The sequence below is a fragment of the Mycobacterium sp. 20KCMC460 genome (assembly GCF_022179425.1).
Taxonomy (GTDB): domain Bacteria; phylum Actinomycetota; class Actinomycetes; order Mycobacteriales; family Mycobacteriaceae; genus Mycobacterium; species Mycobacterium kiyosense.
The window spans coordinates 4,135,216-4,158,229 of sequence record NZ_AP025524.1 but is presented as its reverse complement, the minus strand read 5'-3'; the positions used below and the strand labels follow the sequence as shown (position 1 = coordinate 4,158,229).

At 68.7% G+C, this 23,014-nt stretch carries 23 protein-coding genes and 1 tRNA gene; 11 read left to right on the top strand and 13 right to left on the bottom strand.

Annotated features, from left to right (window positions below):
- Nucleotides 1-138: 138 nt before the first annotated feature.
- The 4 genes from MKCMC460_RS19295 to MKCMC460_RS19280 all read left to right on the top strand — a co-directional run bounded on the left by MKCMC460_RS19295 (nt 139) and on the right by MKCMC460_RS19280 (nt 3,352).
- Nucleotides 139-1,329, top strand: a complete 1,191-nt coding sequence (locus MKCMC460_RS19295) for a PPE family protein (protein WP_236982219.1) — start codon at nt 139-141, stop codon at nt 1,327-1,329.
- A gap of 914 nt (nt 1,330-2,243) precedes the next feature.
- Nucleotides 2,244-2,573, top strand: a complete 330-nt coding sequence (locus MKCMC460_RS19290) for a hypothetical protein (RefSeq protein ID WP_246398070.1) — start codon at nt 2,244-2,246, stop codon at nt 2,571-2,573.
- Between the two features lie 135 nt (nt 2,574-2,708).
- Nucleotides 2,709-3,005 (top strand): WXG100 family type VII secretion target, encoded by a 297-nt coding sequence (locus MKCMC460_RS19285; protein WP_180913534.1) that lies wholly within the window; start codon nt 2,709-2,711, stop codon nt 3,003-3,005.
- 62 nt (nt 3,006-3,067) lie between these two features.
- Nucleotides 3,068-3,352 carry a WXG100 family type VII secretion target gene (locus tag MKCMC460_RS19280; protein ID WP_083111340.1) on the top strand — a complete coding sequence of 95 codons (285 nt, stop codon included), beginning with the start codon at nt 3,068-3,070 and terminating at the stop codon, nt 3,350-3,352.
- 141 nt (nt 3,353-3,493) lie between these two features.
- Here the strand turns inward: MKCMC460_RS19280 and MKCMC460_RS19275 are convergent, their stop codons facing one another.
- Nucleotides 3,494-5,485, bottom strand: coding sequence for a TPM domain-containing protein (locus MKCMC460_RS19275; protein ID WP_238304708.1), 1,992 nt, complete (start codon nt 5,483-5,485; stop codon nt 3,494-3,496).
- Between the two features lie 130 nt (nt 5,486-5,615).
- Complete coding sequence (locus tag MKCMC460_RS19270; protein ID WP_236982225.1) at nt 5,616-6,566, bottom strand: esterase family protein; 951 nt, start codon at nt 6,564-6,566, stop codon at nt 5,616-5,618.
- Nucleotides 6,567-6,825: 259 nt separating this feature from the next.
- Here MKCMC460_RS19270 and MKCMC460_RS19265 point away from each other — a divergent pair, with 259 nt between their 5' ends.
- Together MKCMC460_RS19265 and dnaG are read left to right on the top strand one after the other, a co-directional pair.
- The gene (locus MKCMC460_RS19265) at nt 6,826-8,106 is read left to right on the top strand and encodes a deoxyguanosinetriphosphate triphosphohydrolase (RefSeq protein WP_238304707.1); all 1,281 of its coding nucleotides are present in this window, start codon (nt 6,826-6,828) and stop codon (nt 8,104-8,106) included.
- A 4-nt stretch (nt 8,107-8,110) separates the two neighbouring features.
- A complete protein-coding gene (dnaG, locus tag MKCMC460_RS19260) occupies nt 8,111-10,084 on the top strand; it encodes a DNA primase (RefSeq protein ID WP_236982227.1) in 1,974 nt (657 codons plus the stop codon).
- Here dnaG and MKCMC460_RS19255 read toward each other — a convergent pair.
- Nucleotides 10,074-10,358: a hypothetical protein gene (locus MKCMC460_RS19255; RefSeq protein ID WP_236983983.1), complete on the bottom strand. Its 285-nt coding sequence runs from the start codon at nt 10,356-10,358 to the stop codon at nt 10,074-10,076. The two genes, dnaG and MKCMC460_RS19255, sit on opposite strands and share 11 nt — an antisense overlap.
- A 192-nt stretch (nt 10,359-10,550) precedes the next feature.
- On the opposite strand from MKCMC460_RS19255, the gene MKCMC460_RS19250 reads away from it, so the two are divergent.
- A tRNA-Asn gene (locus MKCMC460_RS19250) sits at nt 10,551-10,623 on the top strand.
- Between the two features lie 18 nt (nt 10,624-10,641).
- Here the strand turns inward: MKCMC460_RS19250 and MKCMC460_RS19245 are convergent.
- From MKCMC460_RS19245 to MKCMC460_RS19230, 4 genes are read right to left on the bottom strand one after another with little or no spacing between them, the layout of a single operon-like run.
- Nucleotides 10,642-11,997: a hypothetical protein gene (locus tag MKCMC460_RS19245; RefSeq protein ID WP_236982229.1), complete on the bottom strand. Its 1,356-nt coding sequence runs from the start codon at nt 11,995-11,997 to the stop codon at nt 10,642-10,644.
- A complete protein-coding gene (locus tag MKCMC460_RS19240; protein WP_236982231.1) occupies nt 11,994-12,554 on the bottom strand; it encodes a hypothetical protein in 561 nt (186 codons plus the stop codon). Before MKCMC460_RS19240 ends, MKCMC460_RS19245 begins: the two co-directional genes overlap by 4 nt.
- Before the next feature lies 1 nt (nt 12,555).
- Nucleotides 12,556-13,827: a molybdopterin-dependent oxidoreductase gene (locus tag MKCMC460_RS19235; protein WP_236983985.1), complete on the bottom strand. Its 1,272-nt coding sequence runs from the start codon at nt 13,825-13,827 to the stop codon at nt 12,556-12,558.
- Nucleotides 13,824-14,513 (bottom strand): bifunctional 2-polyprenyl-6-hydroxyphenol methylase/3-demethylubiquinol 3-O-methyltransferase UbiG, encoded by a 690-nt coding sequence (locus tag MKCMC460_RS19230; RefSeq protein WP_236982233.1) that lies wholly within the window; start codon nt 14,511-14,513, stop codon nt 13,824-13,826. The genes MKCMC460_RS19235 and MKCMC460_RS19230 overlap by 4 nt, the downstream gene beginning before the upstream one ends.
- 312 nt (nt 14,514-14,825) lie before the next feature.
- On the opposite strand from MKCMC460_RS19230, the gene MKCMC460_RS19225 reads away from it, so the two are divergent.
- From MKCMC460_RS19225 to MKCMC460_RS19210, 4 genes are all read left to right on the top strand, one after another.
- Nucleotides 14,826-15,917, top strand: a complete 1,092-nt coding sequence (locus tag MKCMC460_RS19225) for a YncE family protein (RefSeq protein ID WP_238304705.1) — start codon at nt 14,826-14,828, stop codon at nt 15,915-15,917.
- Between the two features lie 113 nt (nt 15,918-16,030).
- Nucleotides 16,031-17,059: an NAD(P)-dependent oxidoreductase gene (locus tag MKCMC460_RS19220; protein WP_236982237.1), complete on the top strand. Its 1,029-nt coding sequence runs from the start codon at nt 16,031-16,033 to the stop codon at nt 17,057-17,059.
- Between the two features lie 18 nt (nt 17,060-17,077).
- Nucleotides 17,078-17,731: a glycosyltransferase family 2 protein gene (locus tag MKCMC460_RS19215; RefSeq protein ID WP_236982239.1), complete on the top strand. Its 654-nt coding sequence runs from the start codon at nt 17,078-17,080 to the stop codon at nt 17,729-17,731.
- A complete protein-coding gene (locus tag MKCMC460_RS19210; RefSeq protein ID WP_238304704.1) occupies nt 17,728-18,393 on the top strand; it encodes a DUF2064 domain-containing protein in 666 nt (221 codons plus the stop codon). Before MKCMC460_RS19215 ends, MKCMC460_RS19210 begins: the two co-directional genes overlap by 4 nt.
- 10 nt (nt 18,394-18,403) lie before the next feature.
- On the opposite strand, the gene MKCMC460_RS19205 is transcribed toward MKCMC460_RS19210, so the two are convergent.
- From MKCMC460_RS19205 to MKCMC460_RS19180, 6 genes are all read right to left on the bottom strand, one after another.
- Nucleotides 18,404-18,685 carry a transcription antitermination regulator gene (locus tag MKCMC460_RS19205; RefSeq protein ID WP_236982241.1) on the bottom strand — a complete coding sequence of 94 codons (282 nt, stop codon included), beginning with the start codon at nt 18,683-18,685 and terminating at the stop codon, nt 18,404-18,406.
- A 293-nt stretch (nt 18,686-18,978) separates the two neighbouring features.
- A complete protein-coding gene (locus MKCMC460_RS19200; RefSeq protein WP_236982243.1) occupies nt 18,979-19,431 on the bottom strand; it encodes a DUF4395 domain-containing protein in 453 nt (150 codons plus the stop codon).
- 14 nt (nt 19,432-19,445) lie between these two features.
- A complete protein-coding gene (locus MKCMC460_RS19195) occupies nt 19,446-19,892 on the bottom strand; it encodes a thioredoxin family protein (RefSeq protein WP_236982245.1) in 447 nt (148 codons plus the stop codon).
- A gap of 35 nt (nt 19,893-19,927) precedes the next feature.
- Nucleotides 19,928-20,635: a serine O-acetyltransferase gene (gene cysE, locus MKCMC460_RS19190; protein ID WP_238304703.1), complete on the bottom strand. Its 708-nt coding sequence runs from the start codon at nt 20,633-20,635 to the stop codon at nt 19,928-19,930.
- A gap of 2 nt (nt 20,636-20,637) precedes the next feature.
- Nucleotides 20,638-21,570, bottom strand: a complete 933-nt coding sequence (gene cysK, locus MKCMC460_RS19185; RefSeq protein WP_236982249.1) for a cysteine synthase A — start codon at nt 21,568-21,570, stop codon at nt 20,638-20,640.
- Nucleotides 21,567-22,883 carry a thioester domain-containing protein gene (locus tag MKCMC460_RS19180; protein ID WP_236982251.1) on the bottom strand — a complete coding sequence of 439 codons (1,317 nt, stop codon included), beginning with the start codon at nt 22,881-22,883 and terminating at the stop codon, nt 21,567-21,569. Before MKCMC460_RS19180 ends, cysK begins: the two co-directional genes overlap by 4 nt.
- Between the last annotated feature and the right edge of the window lie 131 nt (nt 22,884-23,014).

Genomic DNA, 23,014 nt, shown 5'->3' with positions numbered 1-23,014 from the left:
GGTATCAGCCTATTTTGCGAATGCCCGGATTTCTGGTTCCGATTGTTTTACGATTCGGCCATGGGCTGGTGTGTGTCGAGTCGCAGTGATCTGTCTTCGTTGGCGCCGTTGACGCGGCTGGCTGGGTTGGGGTTGTAGATGATTTTGGACTTTGCGTGGTTGCCGCCGGAGATCAACTCGGCGCGGATTTTCGCCGGTGCCGGCTCGGGGCCGTTGCACGTGGCGGCGGCGGCCTGGGAGAGTCTGGCCGCGGACCTGTACGGGTCGGCGAGTTCGTTCGATTCGGTGATCACCGCGTTGGCGGGTGGGCCGTGGGCGGGTCCGGCGTCGGCGGCGATGGTGGCTGCGGCCACTCCGTACGTGGGCTGGTTGAGCGCGGCTGCCGCACAGGCGACGGCGGCGGCCTTGCAGGCGCGGGCGGCGGCGACGTCGTTCGAGGCGGCGCTGACGGCGACGGTGCATCCGTTGGCGGTGGAAGCCAATCGGGTGTCATTGGCGACCTTGATCGCGACGAACTTTCTGGGGTTGAACACCCCGGCGATCTTTGCCACTGAGTTCGACTACGTGGAGATGTGGGCGCAGGATGTCGCCGCCATGCTCGGTTATCACACCGGTGCCACGGCGGTGGCGGAGAGTTTGACCCCGTTCAGCGTGCCGCCCTTGGACCTGGCGGGCCTGGCCTCGACGGTCAACGCGAACGTCGTCGGTTTGGCGACCTCGGCATCGGCGGCGCTGAGCCCGGTGGCGACCCAAGCTGCCGCGGGCGCGTCGTCGCTGGTGGCAGGTGTGCAATCGGTGGCCGCGGGCGTTCCGGTGGAAACGCTGATGTCGGTGGCACAGGCCGGTGCGATGCCGGCCAGCATGCTGATCGGTCCGATGATGCAACTGGGACAGACCGCTAACGCCGGCACCGCCGGCCTGGTCGGAGCCACCACCGCGGCTGACTTGGCGGACGTGCCGAAGTTCGTCGGCGACGTCAACCCGATGAAAGGCATGGGAGCCGGTGGTGCCGGCCTGGGCGCCGGCATGGCGGGGAGTCTGGGCAACGCAAGGCTGGTCGGCGCGATGTCCGTGCCGCCGACCTGGCAGGGCTCGGTACCCAAGGGAATGATCAGTTCGGCGATGACAGGCCTGGGCGCCAACGCCGCGGAGATGGCTCAGGCCGCCGGCGCAGCGGGCGGGGGCGGCATGCCGATGATGCCGATGCCGATGGGTATGGGCGGCGGCGCCGGTGCGGGCATGCCCGGCGGCCCGCTGGGCCGCGGCGGCGCCAGCCCGCACGTGGTGCAGAACCGGCCCAGCGTGATCCCGCGGACCGGCGTCGGATAACGACTCTGCAAAGGCGCGGGTGCCGCAGCGGGTGACGCCAGGGGTGCGCGTCGCCCGCGCCTTTGTTTTAGCTTGTCCCGCAAAGTAATACGCCGCGTCGGCGCTCAGGTGCTGCCGAGTCCGCGGGTCATCAGGAACGCGCCGAGCAGGGTGACGACGCAGGCGAAGATCTGCTCCCGGCGGGCTGGGCCGACCGATTCATCGCGGCCATGATCTGATCGGTCCTGGCCGGTGCCGCGAACTGACTCGGCAGGGGAAGTTCCACGAAAGCCAACGCGGTACTCACCGCCATACCGCCCAGCCAGAATGCGAGCAGCGGACCCACAGCCCGCGGCCGCGGCGACAACACGGCGCTGATTCCGATTCGATTCGGCGGCGCAACGATTTCGCGGTTGCACCGGATGCATTCAAACCGAATCTGGACCACCCCGCCGGTCGCACTGCCCAAAATTTCCGCGGTGTGTGCCCAACGCTTTTTTTGGGTGCCACAACGAACACCTCGATTCGCTATCGAGTGTTGTCCCGCAAGCCTTGCCCACCCGGCAAACGCAGCCCACCGGGGCACCCCCAGCGGGCTTGGCTGCGCCGCGCCCCCACCTGCCTGCTACAGGGTGCGGACAGCCGAAAGTGTCTGGCGTCCAACGCTTTTACGACGGGTCACCCGCATCGCCTATCCGGGTTCGGCTCCGGAAGATGCAAAGTTGCTGTCCTCAAGTAGGGGCGTCGGGGAAGGTGGCCGGCCCGGCTGCGCTCTGCGGCCCCGCCGACCCGGAGCGTCACCGCAGAGTTTTGCCAGAAAAAATCCTGGATTCACCTCACTTGTGGGCGCAATTTGGCTTACGATTCGAGGGCTTGGTGGTGTGCACTCGCCGTCAAGCAAAGGTGTTATGACATCGGCACTGAAAGGGGACACCGTGCTTTTGCCTCTTGGTCCGCCCTTGCCGCCAGACTCAGTGGCGGCGAAACGGGGCGAGTCAGGCATGCTCGGCGGATTGTCGGTTCCGCTCAGCTGGGGTACGGCTGTTCCGCCAGATGACTACGACCATTGGGCGAAGGAGTCTGAAGCTGGTGTCGAAGACGTCGTCGTAGTGCCCGGTGCGGTCGATCCGGAACCGATCGAACCGAGCAACGACGAGTGGGATGAGTGGGCTGAGTGGAAACAGTGGGAAGCGGAGAACGCTGAACCTCGTTTCGAGATGCCACGCGGTAGCAGCGTGGTCCCGCATTCGCCGGCAGCCGGATGAGAGAAAGGGTCAAGACTGTCGTTGTCTAGGGGTGATTGACCGCTTCGGAGCTCCCGAAGGCGGCGATCACATCAATCAAAACTGGTTGAGAAATCCAAGTAACACATCCACGTAAGCAAAAAGGAGACATGCAACATGGCAACTCGCTTTATGACCGACCCGCACTCGATGCGGGCGATGGCGGGTCGTTTCGAGACTCACGCTCAGACGGTGGAAGACGAGGCTCGCCGGATGATGGCGTCCTCGCAGAACATCTCCGGCGCGGGCTGGAGTGGTCTGGCCGAGGCCACCTCGATGGACACGATGACCCAGATGAACCAGGCCTTCCGCAACATCGTGAACATGCTGCACGGCGTTCGCGACGGTCTGATCCGTGACGCCAACAACTACGAGCAGCAAGAGCAGGCGTCGCAGCAGATTCTGAGCAGCTAGTCCGACTGCAGCGAAAATCGCTGCAGCCCAACAACTTCCACAGACAAAGGAGAACAGGTTCGATGACGATCAATTACCAGTTCGGCGACGTCGACGCTCACGGCGCGCTCATCCGCGCGCAGGCCGCCAACCTGGAGGCCGAGCACCAGGCCATCGTTCGCGATGTGCTGGCTGCCGGTGACTTCTGGGGCGGCGCCGGTTCGGTGGCTTGCCAGGAGTTCATCACCCAGTTGGGTCGCAACTTCCAGGTGATCTACGAGCAGGCCAACGCTCACGGCCAGAAGGTCCAGAGCGCCGGCAGCAACATGGCGCAGACCGACAGCGCCGTCGGGTCCAGCTGGGCCTGAGAGAAGTACGGTTCGGGGCGGCGCACCGCTGGCCGGTGCGTCCGCCGCGGCCGTCGACTGCGCACGTCTACCCGCGGCAAGCAGGTAGACGTGCGCAGTTCTTTTTGTCGCTACCGCGCAGCGTCTCGGCGGCGCCCGCGTTCAGAACCGACCGCCGCCGCCCATGAAACCGCCGCCGGATGAACCCCCAGACGAGCCGCCGAACGACGTCGGACTCCAGCCGCCGAACCCACCACGCATTCCGCCGCTGAGCAGATCGCCGATGATGATGCCGCCCAGCACGGCGCCGGTGTCGCTGTCCCCGCCGCGCACGTAGGCGCGTTGCGCCGACTGGACATCGGCGTTGGCCAGCGATTGCGCCTGAGCGGCCAGCGCCGAGGCGGCGTTGGCGTAGGTGATCGCGTCGGTCAGCTGCGATGCCTTGCGGGCGTGCGCGGCGTCGAGCTGGCGTTTTGCCTCGGCCAGCCGCGTCCGGGCTTCGGGGCCGATACTGCCGCGGCGGGTGTCGATGTACTCCGAGACGGCCCGCACCCGCGACTCCGCGGTGAACAGCGCCTGCTCGAGGGAGCGGTTGAGTCGTTCGGTGTTCGCCTGCTCCTGAGCCACTGTGGTCAGCATCTGGTTGAGTTCGGCGTCGGCCTTGGTCAGCTGAGCGAACGCGCTCAGTGGATCCCCGGAGCCAGCGGGACCCCCGGCGGTGTCCAGCGCGCGGGCCGCCGCGTCGCGGGCAGCGATCAGCTCGCTGAGGTGAGCGGCGCTGTTGCCCTTGGTGTGCTGCAGCTGCTCGTTGGCGCGTTTGATCGCCGCCTGAACCTCATTGAGCAGGGCCGGCAGATTGGCGACCGCATGCCGGATGTCACCGGCCGCGCTGTCCACCGCGTCCAGCAATGAACGGGCCTGTCCCAGTGCGGATTCGGCGGCGCGTACCGCGTCCACCAGCGGCGACTGCTGCCCGCTCACTGCGCGGTCGGCCAGATCGCGCGCGATGCCGATGTTGCGGTCGGCGAAGTCCAGCCGCTCCTTGGCGGTGGTGACGTTGCCCGACACCGAGGCCAGCGCCGCCCCGCCGAATTCCTTATGCAGCTCGACGAGGTGTTGTGCGGCCGGGTCGATACGGCTGGTGAGCTCCACGTATTGCTGGGTCAGCGCATCGAGCCGGGCAGGGGCGTTGATGACCAGGTCGCGTAGTTGCTCGAACGCCTCGGTCTGCGCCTCCAGTTCGCGGTCGGCGTTGGCCGCCGCGACGATCACCCGGGTGAGCAGCTCGCGCCGCTGCGCCGGCGTCTCCGGAATGCTGTCGTCGAGCTGTTGGCGCACCGTGAACGCTTGGGACAGAGCAGCTTTGGCGTTGTTCACGGCCTGGGTGAAGGGTGCGGTGCGTTGTTCGCCGAATTCTTCGATCGCCAGCGCCAGCTCGTTGGCGCTGGTGCGCACGGCGTTGTCGACTTCCACCACTTTGGCGCGGGACAGCTCGTCGAGGATGTCCACTGGCACCGCCGCCAGTGCGGTCGCGTCGGCGGGGTCGATCCTGCGGGCCGCGGCCAGGGCGTTGGCGTGCCGCCGGCGTGCGCGCCGGCGCATCAGCAGCACCAGCACCAGCACCAGCAGTGCGATGACCGCGAGCGCTCCCACCACCCAGACGGGATTGGTCGAGCGGGGCGTCACGTTGAGTCCGTTGGCCGCCGCGACGGCCGCGCCGCTCCAATCGTCGTTGCCCAGTGCGGGCTCGATCTGGTTGCGGCGCAAGTTGTCGACCTGGCTTGAGCTGACCCCCTGCACACCGTTGGGAACCAGGAATGCGTAGGCGCGGTCGGTGGTGGCCACCGCCAGCAGGGCGTCGTAGTTGTGCAGATCGCTGACCCGGTAGGTCTGCTGGGCCCAGTTCTCGGCGCTCTGGCCGGAGAAAGTGTCGACGTAGACCACCCAGAGCCGGATGCGCCGGTCGGCGTAGAGCTTGATGGTGGCCGAGGTCACCGCGGCCCGGCCGGATTCGGACAGTGCGCCAGCGTTGTCGGTGATGTAGCCCGGCAATCGGAACGGCGCCTGCGCGCCGGCGGCGGGTGCCAGCAGCAGCGGCCCCGCCGCCAGGCCGACAACGGTCAGGAACACGCCGAGCAGGCGGGTGATGCGCATCTCGCTATTAAACGTCGCCGACCGTCGCCGCGGCGAGCGTGGTCTCGGGCAACTGCGCGCCATTGGCGGGCTGGAGGCTGGGGTCCGCTCCGGCAGGCCATCCCAGCCCCCTCCCGCGGCGCAACAGGGGTCAGGCCTGCCCGCCCCCGGCGCCCAGCGTCCGCTGCATGTCCGGCTTCATGGCCACCAACTGTGCATTCCAGTAGCCCCAACCGTGTACTCCACTGCCGTCGATGTTGAACGTCGCGTTGTGGCCGCCGGCGGCGTTGTAGGCGTTCTTGAAGTCGACGTTGCTCTGTAACACGACCTGCTCGATGACCGAGCCCGGCAAGCTGTTCTGGCCCAGCTCCGACGGGGTTCCGTTACCGCTGTAGACCCACAGGCGGGTGTTGTTACCCGCCAGCCGGCCGGCCTGGACGGTTGGGTCGTGGCGCTGCCAGCCGGGTCCACCCGAGGGGCCCCACATGTCTTCGGGATTGAAACCGCCTTCGTCGTTCATCGCGAACTTGATCAAGGTGGGGCCGTTGCCGCTGGACGGCGTGAGGTACGCGGACAGCGAACTGGCGTAGGCGAATTGGCCGGGATGGTAGGCCGCCAGGATCAACGCCGATGACCCGGACATCGACACTCCCACGACGGCGTTGCGCGTGGTGCGGACACCCTTGCCTTGCAGGTATGCCGGCAGCTCGCTGGTCAGGAAGGTCTCCCATTTGTAGGTGGCCCCGTTCGCCGATCCGTACCAGTCGGCGTAAAAGCTGGAGCGTCCCCCGACCGGCATGACCACCGAGATGCCGGACCCCTGGTACTCGTCGAAAGCGTTCGTTTCGATGTCCCAGCCGTTGCGATCGTCGCGGGCGCGCAACCCGTCGAGCAGGTAGACCGCGGGGGCGCCGCCCTGCTGGAACTCCACGGTGATGTTGCGGCCCATCGCTGCTGAGGGGACCTGCAGGAACTCCGGCGCTGCCGCTCGCGCGGCCGGCTCACTGCCCACCACTCCGAGGAGTGCCGGTAGTGCGGCGGCCGCGACCGCGGCGGTCACGAGTCGGCGCGTCCAGCGCCTGTTGTGCGCGTGCTTCTCCACTTTGAATCCACTCCTGAACTTGGCCTCAGGGATCTGCGCGGGCGGGCGGCCCTGCAATCGGTGGTCGTGCCACCGGAGCGGGAGATCGAGTGAGGCCAAAGCTTGGTGACTGTGCGCCAACGAGCTCGTCGACATCCGCCCGCTAATTCGTCAACCCTGGATCCGACCCAGTGAGCCTGTTGATACCCCGACAGCGCCGGCTCAACCGTCATTCGGTCGGCCGATCCGGTGACGGCAGCCGCTGGCAGACTGTGGGGCGGTGAATACAGATCAGCAAGACCCCTACGGCGACGCCGACCGGGAGCGGCGCGTCCCCGAAGGGCCGAAGACGGCCGGTCTGCCGGGCACCGAGGGCCAGCACCGGACCGACTTCGCCCGCGATCGGGCACGGGTGTTGCACAGCGCAGCGCTGCGCCGGCTGGCCGACAAGACTCAGGTGGTGGGCCCGCGTGAGGGCGATACGCCGCGCACCCGGCTGACGCATTCGTTGGAGGTTGCCCAGATCGGCCGCGGCATGGCGGTCGGCTTGGGCTGCGACCTGGACCTCGTCGAGTTGGCGGGTCTGGCGCACGACATCGGCCATCCGCCGTACGGCCACAACGGTGAGCGGGCGCTCGACGAGTTCGCGGCCGGCTACGGGGGTTTCGAGGGCAATGCGCAGAACTTCCGCATTCTGACCAGCCTCGAGCCCAAAGTCCTTGACGCACAAGGGCGTAGCGCTGGGCTGAACCTGACCCGCGCCGCGCTGGATGCGGTGACCAAGTATCCGTGGCCGCGCGGTGCGGGCGGTGAACGCAAGTTCGGTTTCTACGCCGAGGACCAAGCCGCTGCCGCCTGGGCCCGCGCGGGCGCGCCACCGCGCCGCACCTGCCTGGAAGCGCAGGTGATGGATTGGGCCGACGACGTCGCCTACTCCGTGCACGACGTCGAGGACGGCGTGGTCTCCGAACGCATTGATCTGCGGGTGCTGGCCGACGAGGACGAGGCCGCCGCGCTGGCCAAGTTGGGGGAGAGCGAATTCCAGCGGGTCAGCGCCGACGACTTGGCGGAGGCCGCACGGCGATTGTCGGGCCTGCCGGTGGTTGCCGCGGTCGGAAAGTTCGACGCCACCCTGACGGCGTCGGTCGCGCTGAAGCGGCTGACCAGCGAGTTGGTGGGCCGCTTCGCCACCGCCGCGATCGCCACCACCCGCGCCGCGGCCGGGCCCGGCCCGTTGGTGCGCTACCAGGCCGATCTGCACGTGCCGGACCTGGTCCGGGCCGAGGTGGCGCTACTGAAAATGCTGGCGCTGCAGTTCATCATGTCCGACCCGAGGCACCTGCAGACCCAGGCCGGTCAACGCGAACGGATTCATCGGGTGGCGCACTGGCTGCTCGCTGGCGCGCCTCAAACGCTCGATCCGCTGTTCGCCGCGGCCTTCAACACCGCGGCCGACGACGGTGCCCGGTTGCGCGTCGTCGTCGACCAGATCGCCTCCTACACCGAGGGCCGGTTGGAGCGCATCGCCTCTGATCACCGTCAGGCCAACGGCTTAGACTGAGCCCGTGTCGAGTCCGGCGGGTTCCAGGGACGGGGGCCGTTCCGGCGGACGGTCCAGGATTTCCGATCGCGACATCGCCGCCATCCGGGAAGCGGCACGGATCGAGGATGTCGTCGGCGACTACGTTCAGCTCAAGCGCGCCGGCGCCGATTCGATGAAGGGGCTGTGCCCCTTTCACAACGAGAAATCGCCGTCGTTTCACGTGCGTCCGAACCACGGCCACTTCCACTGCTTCGGCTGTGGCGAGGGTGGCGACGTGTACGCGTTCATCCAGAAGATCGAGCACGTCAGCTTCGTGGAGGCGGTGGAGATGCTGGCCGACCGCGTCGGCCACACCCTTACCTATACCGGCGCCGCGGCCACCAACGTGCAACGCGACCGCGGTAGCCGCAGCAGGCTGGCCGCCGCCAACGCCGCGGCGGCCGAGTTCTACGCTCAGGCGCTGCAATCCGACGAGGCAGCCCCGGCCCGGCAGTACCTGACCGAGCGCAGCTTCGATGCCGAGGCCGCCCGCCGGTTCGGCTGCGGATTCGCGCCGTCGGGTTGGGACACGTTGACAAAGCACTTGCAGCGCAAGGGCTTTGAGTTCAAAGAGCTGGAAGCGGCAGGTCTTTCCAGGCAAGGTCGTCGCGGGCCGATGGATCGGTTCAACCGGCGGCTGTTGTGGCCGATCCGCAGCTCTGCGGGCGAGGTGATCGGGTTCGGCGCCCGGCGACTGTTCGACGACGACACGATGGAAGCCAAGTACGTCAACACCCCCGAAACGGTGTTGTACAAGAAGTCGTCGGTGCTGTTCGGCATCGACCTCGCCAAACGCGACATCGCCCGGGGACACCAAGCGGTGGTGGTCGAGGGCTACACCGACGTGATGGCCATGCACCTGGCCGGGGTCACTACCGCGGTCGCCTCCTGCGGCACCGCCTTCGGCGACGAGCACCTTGCCATGCTGCGCAGGCTGATGATGGACGACAGCTTCTTTCGCGGAGAGCTGATCTACGTCTTCGACGGCGACGAGGCCGGCAAGGCGGCCGCGCTCAAGGCGTTCGCCGGCGAGCAGCAACTGGCCGGCCAGTCGTTTGTGGCGGTAGCCCCCGACGGCATGGACCCGTGCGATTTACGGCTCAAAGCCGGTGACGGTGCGCTGCGCGACCTGGTGGCCCGGCGAACCCCGTTGTTCGAGTTCGCGATTCGCACCGCGCTGGGTGAGATGGACCTGGACAGCGCCGAGGGCCGGGTGGCCGCGCTGCGCCGCTGTGTACCGATGGTGAGCCAGATCAAGGACCCCACGCTGCGCGACGAGTACGCTCGCCAGCTCGCCGGCTGGGTCGGTTGGGACGACGTCGCGCAGGTGATCGACCGGGTCCGGGCCACGGCCAAGACTGCCAAGGGTCCGGGTCAGGGCGGTTCGGGGAGCAAACCGTCGCGCCGAGCGGTGCCGGACCCGGCCCCGGTGTCCGCTACCGGTGTCGCCGCGGCGGCTGCCCGACCTGATCCGCGCGACCCGACGCTGTGGCCGCAGCGTGAGGCGCTCAAGTCCGCGCTGCAATTTCCGGCGCTGGCCGGCCCGGTGTTCGACACCTTGACCGTGGAGAGTTTCACGCATCCCGGCTACGCAGCGGTGCGCGCGGCCATCGATGCGGCCGGTGGGACGTCGAGCGGCGTCAGTGGGGCGCAATGGCTGGACATGGTGCGTCAGCACACCAACTCGGGCTTGACCGCCGGTCTGGTCACCGAGCTGGGTGTCGAGGTGATCCGCGCCGAGGATGAGCAGTTGCCCCGGTATATCGGCGGCGTGCTGGCCCGGCTGCAGGAGGTCTGGATGGGCCGGCAGATCGCCGAGGTGAAGTCGAAGCTGCAGCGCATGTCGCCGATCGAACAAGGCGAGGAATACCACGCACTGTTCGGCGACCTGGTCGCGATGGAGGCGTATCGCCGCAGCCTGCTGGAGCAGGCCAGCGGCGACGATCTCACCGCGTGACTTGGGGTTGCACCTCCGGTTCGAGATCGTCCACCTGCGGCTCGGCCGCTCGTTCGACGACGGAAGTCTGTGCATCGATCTGGGTCAGCGTCACGAACCCGGTGTCGGGGGAGATCCGGTTGGCGATCTTGCGTCGGCCCCCTTCGATCAGCGATCTGGTCACCGGGCTGCCGGTGACGGCGCGATAAGTGCCGGCGATCTGCTCGTAGCGGCGACGTCCGGCCTTCGTGCCCAGCACGTAGCCCACCCCCAACACGGCGACATACCCGATCAAAGCGATCCCTCCGAGAAGACGTGCGAATAGGTCCATCCTGCCTCATCGGGCCGATGTTCGGCGCGCCCGAACCGTGGGCGGGCCGCAATGCCCGGTAAACCTCGCGATCTGTCGGGGCCGCCGGTTGGGGAGTGGGCGCCAGTACGCTAGAGTCGTCCCGCGATCAGCACCCAGCATTCGTTGGACTGATAGTCCCCTGTAGCTCAACTGGCAGAGCATTCGGCTGTTAACCGAAGGGTTGAAGGTTCGAGTCCTTCCGGGGGAGCAGTTCCCGCGCCAGCGGTCACCAGTTCGTCAGGATCAAGTGGTTGATCGCGAGCGCGCCGACCACATTGACCGCCAGCCACCAGCGCTGCGACGAGCGAGGTAGCAGCGCTCCGGCCGCGGTCAACCACACCGTGAACGGCAGCCAGATGCGCTCCGTCTCGGCTTTGCTGAGCATGGTCAGGTCGGCGCACAGGATCGCCACCAGCACGGCGAGCAGCAGCAGGTGCAGGCCGGAGCGACGGCGGATTGCGGCGACGTCGAAAACCCGGCTCAAGCCCGCGACACTACCCAATCCGATCGCACAGACGACCGAGGCGAAATTGGCCCAGCCCCAGTACTGGAACGGCCGGATCGCTGCAATGCCCTGCCAATAGCGTTGCTGCACAAGGGTGTAACCGTCAAACCAGCAAAATCCCGCCCAACCGAACGTCGCCGCCACGGCCGCCGCAGCGGGCAGCGCGACCGCCATCGTGGTCAGCGTCGCTCGGGGCTTTCGGACGGCTAGCAGGACAGCGAGCGCGGGCAGACCCATCAAGACGAGCCCGTAGTTCAAGAAAACCGCCCAGCCGAGCAGCAGGCCGGCGCCGGCCGCAACCAGGATCGGCCGGTGCGCAACCCGGTTTGCTGCCAGCGCCAGCAGCGCGATACCCCACGCGGCGGCGCCGGCGAAGTAGCCGTCCGCGGAGACGGCGATCCAGATCGCGGTCGGTGCGACCGCGACGAACGGCGCGGCCAGCCGGGCGGTGGTTTCGTCGGCCACCGCCCGCACCGCGACGATCACCGCGGTGGCCGCGCTCGAGCCCACCAGCAGGCAGAACGCGCCTGCCCACGCGCCGCCCCCCAGTCCGAGCCGGTCCAGCCACACGAACGTCAACAGGGCACCGGGCGGATGCCCGGACACATGGGTGATCCACGAGTCGTGCTGGAAGTCGAGGATGCGGCCCGCGAAGCTGCGCAGCATCTCGGGGATGTCGGTGATCGTCGGCACCTGCCGCAGGTACTCGTGGCGGGCCACGAGCCGGCCGGCGAACCCCAGTTGCCAGCCGTCGACCATCGCCAGCGCAAACGCCCACCCGGCCGACGTCGCCCACGTCACCAACGTCAGGACCCGCCAGGACAGTTGCCGGGAGAGACCCGGTCCCCAGACCACCGCGCAGATTCCGATGACGACGGCGGCGATGCTGCCCCACCCGACGTGTGCGTCCCACCAGCCGAAAATCGGTGCGGTGTCGGCCAAGTCGTGGATGGCCTGCGGCGTGCTGCGGATGAGCGGCGTCACCACGCCCAGATGCAGGTGCGGCACCACGAACGCCGCCACCACCAGCGCGGCGCCGACGGACACCGCGACCGCGTCGCGGCATCCGATCTTCACCGCGGCCCGTCCGGGAGCTGCGGTTGCCCCCGCCCGCCGGTGCCGGGCGAGCGTTCGCAGTGCCGGGCCGCAGCAAGGCGGGCGGCGTAGGCAACCGCGCTGAGGCCGTACAGCGCCGCGACCAGCAGCAGCCAGCGAGCCAGGAACGGTTCCTGCGTCTGCCCGGTAGCCGCCATGTAGCTGGCGTGCCCCTGCCGGAAAATCCCGGGAAAGAACAGCAGTAGCGACAAACCCGTCGCCAGCGTCGGAACCCGCAGATAATTCAGCGGGGACACCCCCGGCATCCCCGTAGTGCGGCGCCCACGCAGGGCGCTCAGGGCCCGCACCAGGGAGCGGTCGGCCAGGGCATACAGCGGGAACAGCACCAGGTCGTGCGCGATCACCGCGGCCAGGAACCAAACCCCGATCGACTGCCACCAGACCCTGGGATTCCACAGCGCCTCCGGGCCCAGCACGGTGACGGCATAGCCGGCCAGCGCCGAGGCGGCGACGGTGCCCAGCAGGTGCAACGGATCAGCGCCGTAGCACGCGGTGAAACGGCGGGCCAACGCGCCCATCTCAGGGTGTTCCGAACTCGATGGAGCGCACCCATTTGGTGTTGTGCACCCCCGGCAACGCGGGGACGATGATGCGCGCGGGGTAGCCGTGATCCAGCGACAGGTCGGCACCGTTGACCCGCAGTGCCAGCAGCGAGTCGGGATCGCCCACCTGGTTGGCCGCCAGCACGGCGCGGTTGAAAGCGCCGGCCCGTTCCAGCGAGCGCACGGTGGCCCGGGCGGATCCGGGCATGCCGGCCAGCGCCGCCAGATCCGCGAGCCGTACCCCGCTCCAGGTCTGGGTGGTCGACCACCCTTCGACGCACGCGATGGGCAGTTCGGCGGTGTGTTGCGGCATCGACTCGAGCGCGGCTCGCTCCAGCTGTGTCCGCCCGGACGGTCCGATCAGCGTCAGCCGCCAGGCCGGACCCGCGTCACCCAGTGTGACCGCGGCAGCCGCGGCGGTCCGGTTGACCTGGAAGTCGTTGGGGCCGTCGCCCCGGCTGCGGCCCCGCGGCATCAGTAGGGCCGCTCGGCGGGTGGCGCCCCCCACTGTCTGGCCGGCGGTCAGCACCCCGACGAACAGCGCTCCTCCCGCGACCATTCCGAGCGCACCGCGGCGACTCACCGTGGGCGGTGCGGGGTTGGCGGCGACTAGCCCGTCGGGGTCTGAAGGCTCGGGCCGGGTGTCGGCACGCGAGGTGCGCAGCACGGCGCTGAATGATCGAGAACGCAAGCTGCTCAACATCTTTGGAAACTTCAGCAGCACGTGCAGGGCGAAGCCCGCGATGAAGATCCACGCCCCGAAGTAGTGCGCGGTGTAGAAGTCGAAGCCGAAAATGTAGTCGTACTGGATGTTGAGCACGCCGGTGGCGATCTCGAACAGGATCCCGCCCACCAGCATCACCAGCGACAGCCGCTCCAGCAGTTGCGCGGGTGAGCGCGCCGGCGGCCAGACGAACAGCCGCGGAATCACCGACCAGAGTTTGGCCAACACCACCGGAATCAGTACGAGCCCCAGCCCGACGTGCATGCCCTGGGTGAGCCGGTACAGCCACGAGGGTCGGGTCGGCCAGTCGAAGGTGGGCAGCTTGAGCCAGCCCACCTCGGCCGGGATGGCCTGACCGAGGCTCGGCCCGTACGCGAGGTAGGACAACAGCCCGGTCAGGATCACCACTGGCAGCGCGACCAGCAGCGCCAAGCCCAGTACCGACGTCAGCCAAGGCCCGCGCAACGGGCTTCGCCATCGCGGCGCTCCCCTCGGGCGTTCGGTGTCGCGCCGCGGGACGTTCAGGCGAGTGCGCCGTCTCGGATGCCGCGAGGCCGCCCGGTGTCGGCCTTCAGCACGGCGATCACCCGGTTGTGAATGTCGACGGCCTGGGTAACCAGCAGTCCGGCCGCCAGCGCCACACCAGCCAGCGCGCCGAGGCCCACCCGCGACCACGGAAACCAGTGCCCGAAGTGGTGATCGGTCTCCCACCGGATCATCTCGTGACACAATGACGTTGCGGGACAATCGATCTCGGCGATCACCGTCCCGCCGGGCGCGAGCAGTTCCGCGGCCCGCCGCAACGTGTGGACCGGGTCGCCGCCGATGCCGATGTTGCCGTCGGTGAGCAGCACCTGATCCCAGCTGCCCTCCGCGGGTAACGGCGCGAACAGGTCGCGGCGGATGGCTGCCGCGCCCCGGCGGCGAGTCATCTCCACCGCTGCCGAAGAGCTGTCGATGCCCAGTGCGGGCAGTCCGCGTTGCTGCAGCGCCGCGGCGAAGCGTCCCGGACCGCACCCCACATCCAGGGTGGGCCGGGATGAGCAGAGCGCCAGGACGTGCTCGTCGGCGGACCGATCCTGCGGCGTGCTCTGCGGACCGCCCATCCATCGGGCGATCGGTAGATCACGACGGTCACCGTGGTGGTTGCGCGACCAACAGGACTTGCCCGCGGCAGCCGAGCGATAGATCAGATCCGCCGACCTCGACATCGCCGAATCGCAGCTGTCGCGCACCGTGGAAGCGCGCCAGGGGGGGACTGCTTGATCGACTGCAGGACCTGAGCGCAGATCGTCATCGGCTACGGAAGAGACTCTGCTCGGAACGATGTTCAACCCCTCCCTCACCGGCCCCGGGACACCCGCGGTGCCCTACCCGCTATTCGGTGCGGGTAGCGCGTTGGATTGCCCTCACGCTGATTTCAAAACTTCCGGTTTCCTCGGCGCGGTCGGCGTAGTCGTATACGCGCTGCTAGATGCAAGATTTGGTAGTTTGCGTCCGGCGCGGGTACCCGGTGTGCCGTGATGCGTCCATGGACTACCTCAGAGACACCGGCGGCGCCGATGACGCGGCTCGGGGCGGTCGTGCTGGTGACGCTGGCCCTGGTTGCCGGGTGCGCGGGCCGCCCCGGGGCGCATGGCCCGACGCCGACCGGCCCGACGCTCACCGGAAAGCCCGCGGCCGAGCCCGCGATCGCCGGGGTTCCGGTGGTGCCACCGGTGGGCACGGTGGTCCCGGTCGGCGATGTCCCCGAAGGCGTCGTCATCGGAGCCTCGGGAATCGGCGCCGTGGCGGTGCGCAACCCGGATGGGGTCGAGCTGTTCGACGCCGCGACGGGCGTGCGGCGTCAAATGGTCCCGACCCGGGGGGCGGCCCGGCACCTGAGCCTGGCCGGACCGGATGGGCCCGTGCTGGTCCCGCTGGAGGCGGCCAACGAATTATGGGAGGTGGGCCTTGCCGACGGCCGGGTGCTCTCCGTCGTGACGGGAGTCGGCCGGCAACCGCATGACGCGGCGCGCACGGCCGGCGGCACGATCGTCGTCACCAACGAACACGGCGGCGGGGTGGTACTGGTGCGGGGCGGCGCGGTGGCCGCCTCGCTACCGGCCGGACCGGTACAACCGGGCGGTGTCGCGGCGATCGGCGACTACGCCGCGGTGGCCGATGTGCAGGGCAACGGGGTCTGGGTGTACGACGGGTCGGCCGGCCGGCAGGTGGCGCAGGGACCCGTCGGGGTCAAGCTCACTCACGCGGTTGCGCTGGCCGGTGACCTGGCGGCCTTCGCCGACACCGATGGCGGCGCGGTGCTGATCGAGCGGGTCGATCCGCAGCTTTCCCAGGTCGCCAGGGTCGACGCGCCGGGCAAGCCCTACGGTCTGGCGTACGACGGGGGGCGTGGTCGCCTGTATGTCACGTTGACCGCGACCAACCTGGTTCGGGTGATCGACCTGTCGGACCCCGGCAAGCCCCGCGTACAAGGCGACCTGGCCACCGTGCAACAGCCGAATTCGGTTGCGGTGGAACCGCATTCGGGCAACGTGGTGGTCACCGGCAGTCGTCCCGACGGGGGCGGTACGTTACAGCTCATCGGCGCCGAGCTGTTGCCCACAGGTTGAGGCGACGATATCGAATCTCGGCATGCGGCAACCGCTTTCGTGGTGGCATTACGGTGTTAAGGGCAAGTCGAAAGGAACATGAAGTTGTGCACAGAGCCGCCGGGTGATTTGTCGTGAGGGTGCTGCTGACCGGAGCGGCCGGATTCATCGGTTCGCGGGTCTGGGCCGCGCTGCGCGGCGCCGGACACGAGGTGGTGGGCGTCGACCTGCTGTTGCCGGCGGCCCACGGACCCGACGCGCAACTGCCGCCCGGATGCCATCGCGTGGACGTCCGGGACGGCGCGGCCCTGGCCCCGCTGCTGGCCGGGGTCGACCTGGTGTGCCATCAGGCTGCGATGGTGGGCGCCGGGGTAAACGCCGCCGACGCGCCGGCCTACGGCGGGCACAACGATCTGGCCACCACCGTGCTGCTCGCGCAGATGTTCGAGGCCGGAGTGCACCGTTTGGTGCTGGCGTCGTCGATGGTCGTGTACGGACAGGGCAGCTACACCTGCCCGGTACACGGATCGGTCGATCCGCTGCCACGGCGGCGCGCCGACCTGGACGCCGGGGCCTTCGAGCATCGTTGCCCGGTCGGCGGCGAGGAGTTGCAGTGGCGTCTCGTCGACGAGGACACGCCGCTGCGCCCGCGCAGCCTCTACGCGGCCAGCAAGACCGCGCAGGAGCATTACGCGCTGGCCTGGTCGGAGGCCACCGGTGGTTCGGTGGTCGCACTGCGCTATCACAATGTGTACGGCCCCGGCATGCCGCGGGACACGCCCTATTCCGGGGTCGCCGCGATCTTTCGTTCTTCGCTCGAAAAAGGTTTGCCGCCAAAGGTTTTCGAGGACGGTGGGCAGATGCGCGACTTCGTGCACGTGGACGACGTGGCGGCGGCGAACGTCGCGGCCACCGTGGAACGCGACGGCTTCACCGCCGTCAACGTCTGCTCAGGACGGCCCATCTCGATCCTCGAGGTGGCCACCGCGCTGTGCGACGCGCGCGAGGCGACACTGACTCCAGAAGTGACCGGGCAGTACCGCAGTGGCGACGTGCGGCACATCGTCGCCGACCCGGCCCGCGCCGCCGAGGTGCTGGGTTTCCGGGCGGTCGTCGACCCGCGCGTGGGCCTGCGCGAATTCGCTTTCGCGCCGCTGCGATAGCTGCGATAGGAAGGACAGATGGCCGACGACGTGACCGTAGTGCTGCCCTGCCGCAACGAGCAGGAGTCGCTGCCGGCGGTGCTGGCGGCCATCCCCGCCGGCTACCGCGCGCTTGTGGTGGACAACGGCAGCACCGACGACACCGCCGGGGTCGCCGCCCGGCACGGCGCGGCCGTCGTGCACGAGCCGCGGCCCGGCTACGGCTCGGCGGTGCACGCCGGTGTGGTCGCCGCGAGCACCCCGATCGTGGCCGTCATCGACGCCGACGGTTCGATGGATGCCGGTGACCTGCCCCGCTTGGTCGACGCGCTGAGCGGGGGAGCCGACCTGGCGATCGGCCGGCGGCGCCCGGTGCCGGGGCTGCACTGGCCGTGGGTGGCCCGGGTGGGCACCGTGGTGATGAGCTGGCGGTTGCGCACTCGGCACGGCTTGCCGGTCCACGACATCGCCCCGATGCGGGTGGCCCGGCGCCAAGCGCTGCTGGATCTCGGTGTCGTCGACCGGCGGTCGGGTTACCCGCTGGAACTGCTGGTGCGAGCGGCCGCCGCCGGCTGGCGGGTGGTCGAGTTCGACGTCAGCTACGGTCCCCGGACCGGCGGCAAATCGAAGGTCAGCGGCTCGCTGCGCGGCAGCATCACCGCGGTGCTGGATTTCTGGAAGGTCATCTCGTGACCGAGTTGCCGGTGACGTTGCTGGTGGTCGCCAAGGCCCCCGAGCCCGGTCGCGCCAAGACCCGGCTGGCCGCGACGGTCGGCGAACAGGTCGCCGCGCAGATCGCGGCCGCGGCGCTGTTGGACACTCTCGATGCGGTGGCCGGCGCGCCGGTGTCGTCGCGGGTGGTGGCGCTCACCGGCGATCTGGACGGCGCGGCCGAGGGCGCCGCGCTGCGCCGCCGGCTGGCGTCGTTCCGGGTGATTGCGCAGCGCGGTGACGACTTCGCCGACCGGCTGGCCAACGCGCACGCGGACGCGGGATCGGGCGGCCAAGCCGTGTTGCAGATCGGGATGGACACCCCCCAGGTGACCGCCGAGCTGCTGGCCGACTGTGCGCGTCGGCTGCTCGACACGCAGGCGCTGCTGGGCCGGGCCCGCGACGGGGGTTGGTGGGTGCTGGGACTGCAGACCCCGACGGTGGCCGAATGCCTGCGCGGCGTGCCCATGTCCCGGCCCGATACCGCAGAGCTGACTTTGAAAGCATTGCACGACAAGGGAATCCAGGTTGCGGCGGCAGACGTGCTGAGCGACTTCGACGTCATCGACGATGTCGCGGTCGTGCGTGAAACCTGCGATCCCGACGGTCATTTCGCTCGAGTCACCCGCGCGGCGGGGCTCTGACACGGCACGTCTAGGGCAGGTAGTAGTCGCCCCACTCGCGTTCCGCGGCCGACTGTGCGGCCGTGCTGGCGGGCCGACTGTCGGTGTCGCGGCTGGCCAGCTTCACCAGCGCCCCGGCCAGTGCGAAAACCGGAACCGCATGCCGCTCGCTGGCAGACAGCAGTTCTCGGAACGAGGCGTAGGTGTCGCAGCGACGCAGGCCGACCAGGATGCCGACCGCCGTGTCGAGAGCCCGGGTGTTCTCCGCGGGGCCATGGTCGTGTTTCGGGCGCGTCTGCAGACTATCGGTCATCCGTTTCGACCTCCCGTCGAATCGCTCCGCCTGCCGTCGCGTCCCGTAGAACTCGCTGTGACGATGCGAAACATCAAGTGCAATAAGGTAATCAGCGATAGCGATCGCGGGCGCGGCGCGGAGCGACTGAGCGCGGCCTGAAGAACCGTGGCATGGCACAACTCTAAGACATCGGCACAGGCCAGGGGCGGATTCGGCGTGATCGGCTCGCGGCGATTCGATCTGATCCGCGAACTGCGCGCACCCACGCGGCGCCGGGGCGAAACCGCTTCGAACCCGGGAGGTCAGGACAGCTACGCGGCGGGTGCCCGGCGGAAGCGCGCCACCAGCGGGTACATCTGGCAGCCCAGGCAAATGCCGAACGCCGCGTTGAGGAAGGCGGCGAACAGCGCAAATCCGGTCGCGATGGGCCCGAGCAGCGGGATTCCCGCGGCGAATCCCACCACTCCGAAGACGGCGAAGATCAGACCGACCAGCTGGGCGAACTTCAGCGGCGGCACCGGTTCGCGTTCGGTCACCGGACTCAGCCGGGGTGCCGCGAGCTTGGCGAACAGCAACCCGTACGGGCTGTTGCGTGGGCCGCGCACCGCGCTGACGGCGAAGACCACCGCCTGAGCTGCCAGAATCGCCGCGGCCGCAGCGGGGCTGACCACCGAGACCACCAGGGTGAGCACCAGCACGGTGGTGGTGATCCACGCCGCGAATCGCGGTCCCCGGACGTCTACCTGGCTGATATCGGATGACATCGGCTTTGTTCCTCTCACTCGCCTGACTCGACCGCTGACACCAGCAGCGGCTGCAGCGCGTTCTGCAGGTCAACGGCTTTCGGTACGCCTGAGGTGCGGTACTGCTGGCGGCCTTCGGCGTCGAAGATGAAGGTGGTCGGCAGCGACAGCACCGACAACCGCTTGGCCGCGACCGGGTTGTCGTCGATGTCCAGCTCGACGTGTGCGACTTCGGGCAGCTGGGCACACACCTGGTCGACCACCCGTCGTACCGCCGCGCACGGTCCGCACCAGTCGGCGCTGAAATGCACCACCGTGGGTCCGGTGTCGGACAGGGGAAGATCGGAGTTGTCCTGCTCGGCCGCGGACGACTGCGCCGCGGGTCGCAACACGCCTGAACGCCTGTTCACCACACAGCCGAGAACACACGCCGCGCCCAACGCCGCGACGATCGCGATCCCTGCGATCACAACAGAACTCACCAGTACACCAACACCTTCTTCAGCGCGCTATTCCCCTAGATGGAGAAGTCCTCGCCGTTCCATACCCCGGCCTCTGGTGGTCGGATCACCCGCTCGGCCGGCTGGCCGTTCTGCTGGCCCTGCGGGTGACCGTCGCCTCGGCCCTCCAGCCGAGCCACCCGGGTGAGCAGCGACTTGAGGCTGACGCCGACCAGGTCGGGCAGCTTGGATTCGTCCTCGCTGGCCGGTCCCGGACGGCTCACGACCTGTCCGGGCACACCGACCACCACGGAGCTGGCCGGAACTTCCTTGACCACCACGGAGTTGGCGCCGATCCGGCTGTCGTCGCCGATCTTGATCGCGCCCAGCACCTTGGCTCCCGCTCCAATGACCACCCGGTCGCCGATGGTGGGGTGCCTTTTGCCGCGGTCGCGGCCGGTGCCGCCGAGAGTGACGCCGTGGAAGATGGTGACGTCCTCACCTATCTCCGCGGTCTCCCCGATCACCACCCCGGTGGCGTGGTCGATGAACAGGCCGGGCCCCAGGGTGGCGCCGGGGTGGATCTCCACGCCGGTCAGGATCCGGGTCAGCTCCGCCAGCGTCCGCGCCAGCAGCCGCGCGCCGCGCAGCCACAACCAGTGGCTGATCCGGTGTCCCCAGACGGCGTGCACGCCCGGGTAGGCGAAGACGACTTCGAGCACGGTCGGTTCGGCCGGGTCGCGTTCCCGGGCCGCTCGGATGTCGCGTCGGATGGCGGTGAGCACGGTCAATCCGCCAGATCGGAGAACAGGACGGTGCTGAGATAGCGTTCGCCGAACGACGGCAGCACGACGACGACGAGCTTTCCGGCGTTCTCGGGCCGGCGGGCGACCTCCAGGGCGGCCGCCACCGCGGCGCCCGAGGAGATGCCTACCAAGAGTCCCTCTTCCTTGGCCAGCCGGCGGGCCAAGGTGAGCGCGTCCTCGTTTTCCACGGTGATGATCTCGTCGACCAGGCCCAGGTCCAGCACGGGCGGGATGAACCCGGCTCCGATGCCCTGGATGGGGTGCGGTCCTTTCTGGCCGCCGGACAGCACCGGCGACGCGGCCGGCTCGACGGCGATGAACTGCGTCGTCGGCTTGCGTTCCTTGATCACCTGGGCGACACCGGTGATGGTGCCGCCGGTGCCGACACCGGCGACGAAGAAGTCGATCTTGCCGTCGGTGTCGCGCCACACCTCCTCGGCGGTGGTAACGGCGTGCACGGCCGGGTTGGCCGGGTTCTCGAACTGTTGGGGCATGAAGTAGCGGTCGTCGGATTTGACCAGCTCTTCGGCCTTGGCGATGGCGCCTGGCATGCCTTCGGAGCCGGGAGTCAGGATCAGCTCCGCCCCGTAGGCCCGCAGCAGCATCCGCCGTTCGATGCTCATGGTGTCCGGCATGGTCAGCACCAACTTGTAGCCGCGCGCGGCGGCCACCATCGCCAGCGCGATACCGGTGTTGCCGCTGGTCGGCTCGACGATGATGGTGTCCGGATTGATCAGGCCCGCCTTCTCGGCCGCATCGATCATCGCGACCCCGATGCGGTCCTTCACGCTGCCCGCCGGGTTGAACGACTCCAGCTTGGCGACGACATCGGCCACCGCGCCGTCGGTGACCCGGCGCAGCCGGACCAGCGGGGTGTTCCCGATGAGCTGCGTGATGTTCTCGGCGATGGTCATCCACATTCTCCAACGATGTCGGTGCGGGCCCGGTTGGTCTGCCAGGTGATGTCGAACTCAATTGTCGCGTGCACGGGGGTGGTCAGCGCAACCGGTGTGAGCCCGGCAACCGACCCCCGCGCCGGGTCCGCCAGCGCCACTCCCGTCAACACCCGACCAGTCAGCTGGTGCGACGCGGATCCGGTCAGCCTTATTCCCTTGGTGCCCAGGCTGCCCGGCGTGAAACGCACATAGAAATCGGTGCCCGGCCGGACCGTCCCGTCGAGGAGCGCGCCGAAAGCGTCGACGATGTGGTGGTCGCCGCCGGCACTCAGCGTCATCGGGACGCTCACCTGGAACGGGCCCACCAGCCCGGAGTCGGCCACGGCCGCGCTGTCGATCAGCGGTTGCGGGGCCGTCCGCAGCGCGGTGTACGCCCCGGAGAGCAGATAGTTGTAGAGGTGCACGACGCGGTCGGCGTTGCGGTAGTGCCCGGAGCCGGTGAGCCAGAAGTCGACGTGGTCGATCGCGGGCCCGGTGTGGGGCGAGCCGTCCGGTGCGGCGGTGAGTAGCCGGTAGAAGCGGTAGCCGCGGGCGCCGCGTCCGTGGCTGTTGGACGACAGCGTGCTGCCCACGCCCAGCGTGCGCCGGTGCTGGCCCTTGCCCGGATTGGTGACCAGCCGGGAACCGGACACGTCGTGCCAGTCGATGCCGTCGGTGGATTTCTGCAGCCGCACCGCGACGGGGGACTCCGACGCGGTCCACAGCGCGTATCCGCCGAGTTGTGGCTTTCCGTGGAACTCGAAGGTGAGCACCGATCCGGGGCCGCGGTGCACGGCGACGGGCGCATTCAGCGGCCGCGTGTCCAGTGCCATGCCGTTGGTGAAGTGCCAGATGGCGGCCTGGGTCGCCGCGATGGCTTCGTGTTCGCTGATGTTTGCCCGGCCGAGCGGGTAGCCGGCCCGGCGCAGCTGGTCGCTCACCTGCGCGATGGAGCGCATCGGATACGAGTGCCGCAGGATCCACTCCACTTCGGCTTCGCACCCTCGGGTGTGCAGATGCGGCAGCGCCGACCAGGATCCCAGCCGGTAGGGGGACGGGTGGTGCGGGGCGATCCCGGCGAAGTCCAGCGAGTAAGCCTGCAGGTTGGGATTGAGCCTGATCAGGTCTGTGCGCGCGGAGGTGCCGTCGGTGAACACGACCTTGTCCACGGTGTGGGAATAGGTGCCGCCCCGGTACCGGGTCATGCGTGTCGGTTCGACGGCCGGGCGGACGCGGACTCTGCTGCGGGTCGCCACGCGTGGCAGTGCGGTGGGTATGGACAGAACTGTCATGGGACGGTTGCTCTTCCTGAAATGGTGGCGCGCATCACTACACCGGGATCGGTGGGAGCGCGGCGATTGCTGAACGGTCAGATGGCGTCAGGAATCAACAGGAACAACAACAACAGGCCACGGCAAAGCAG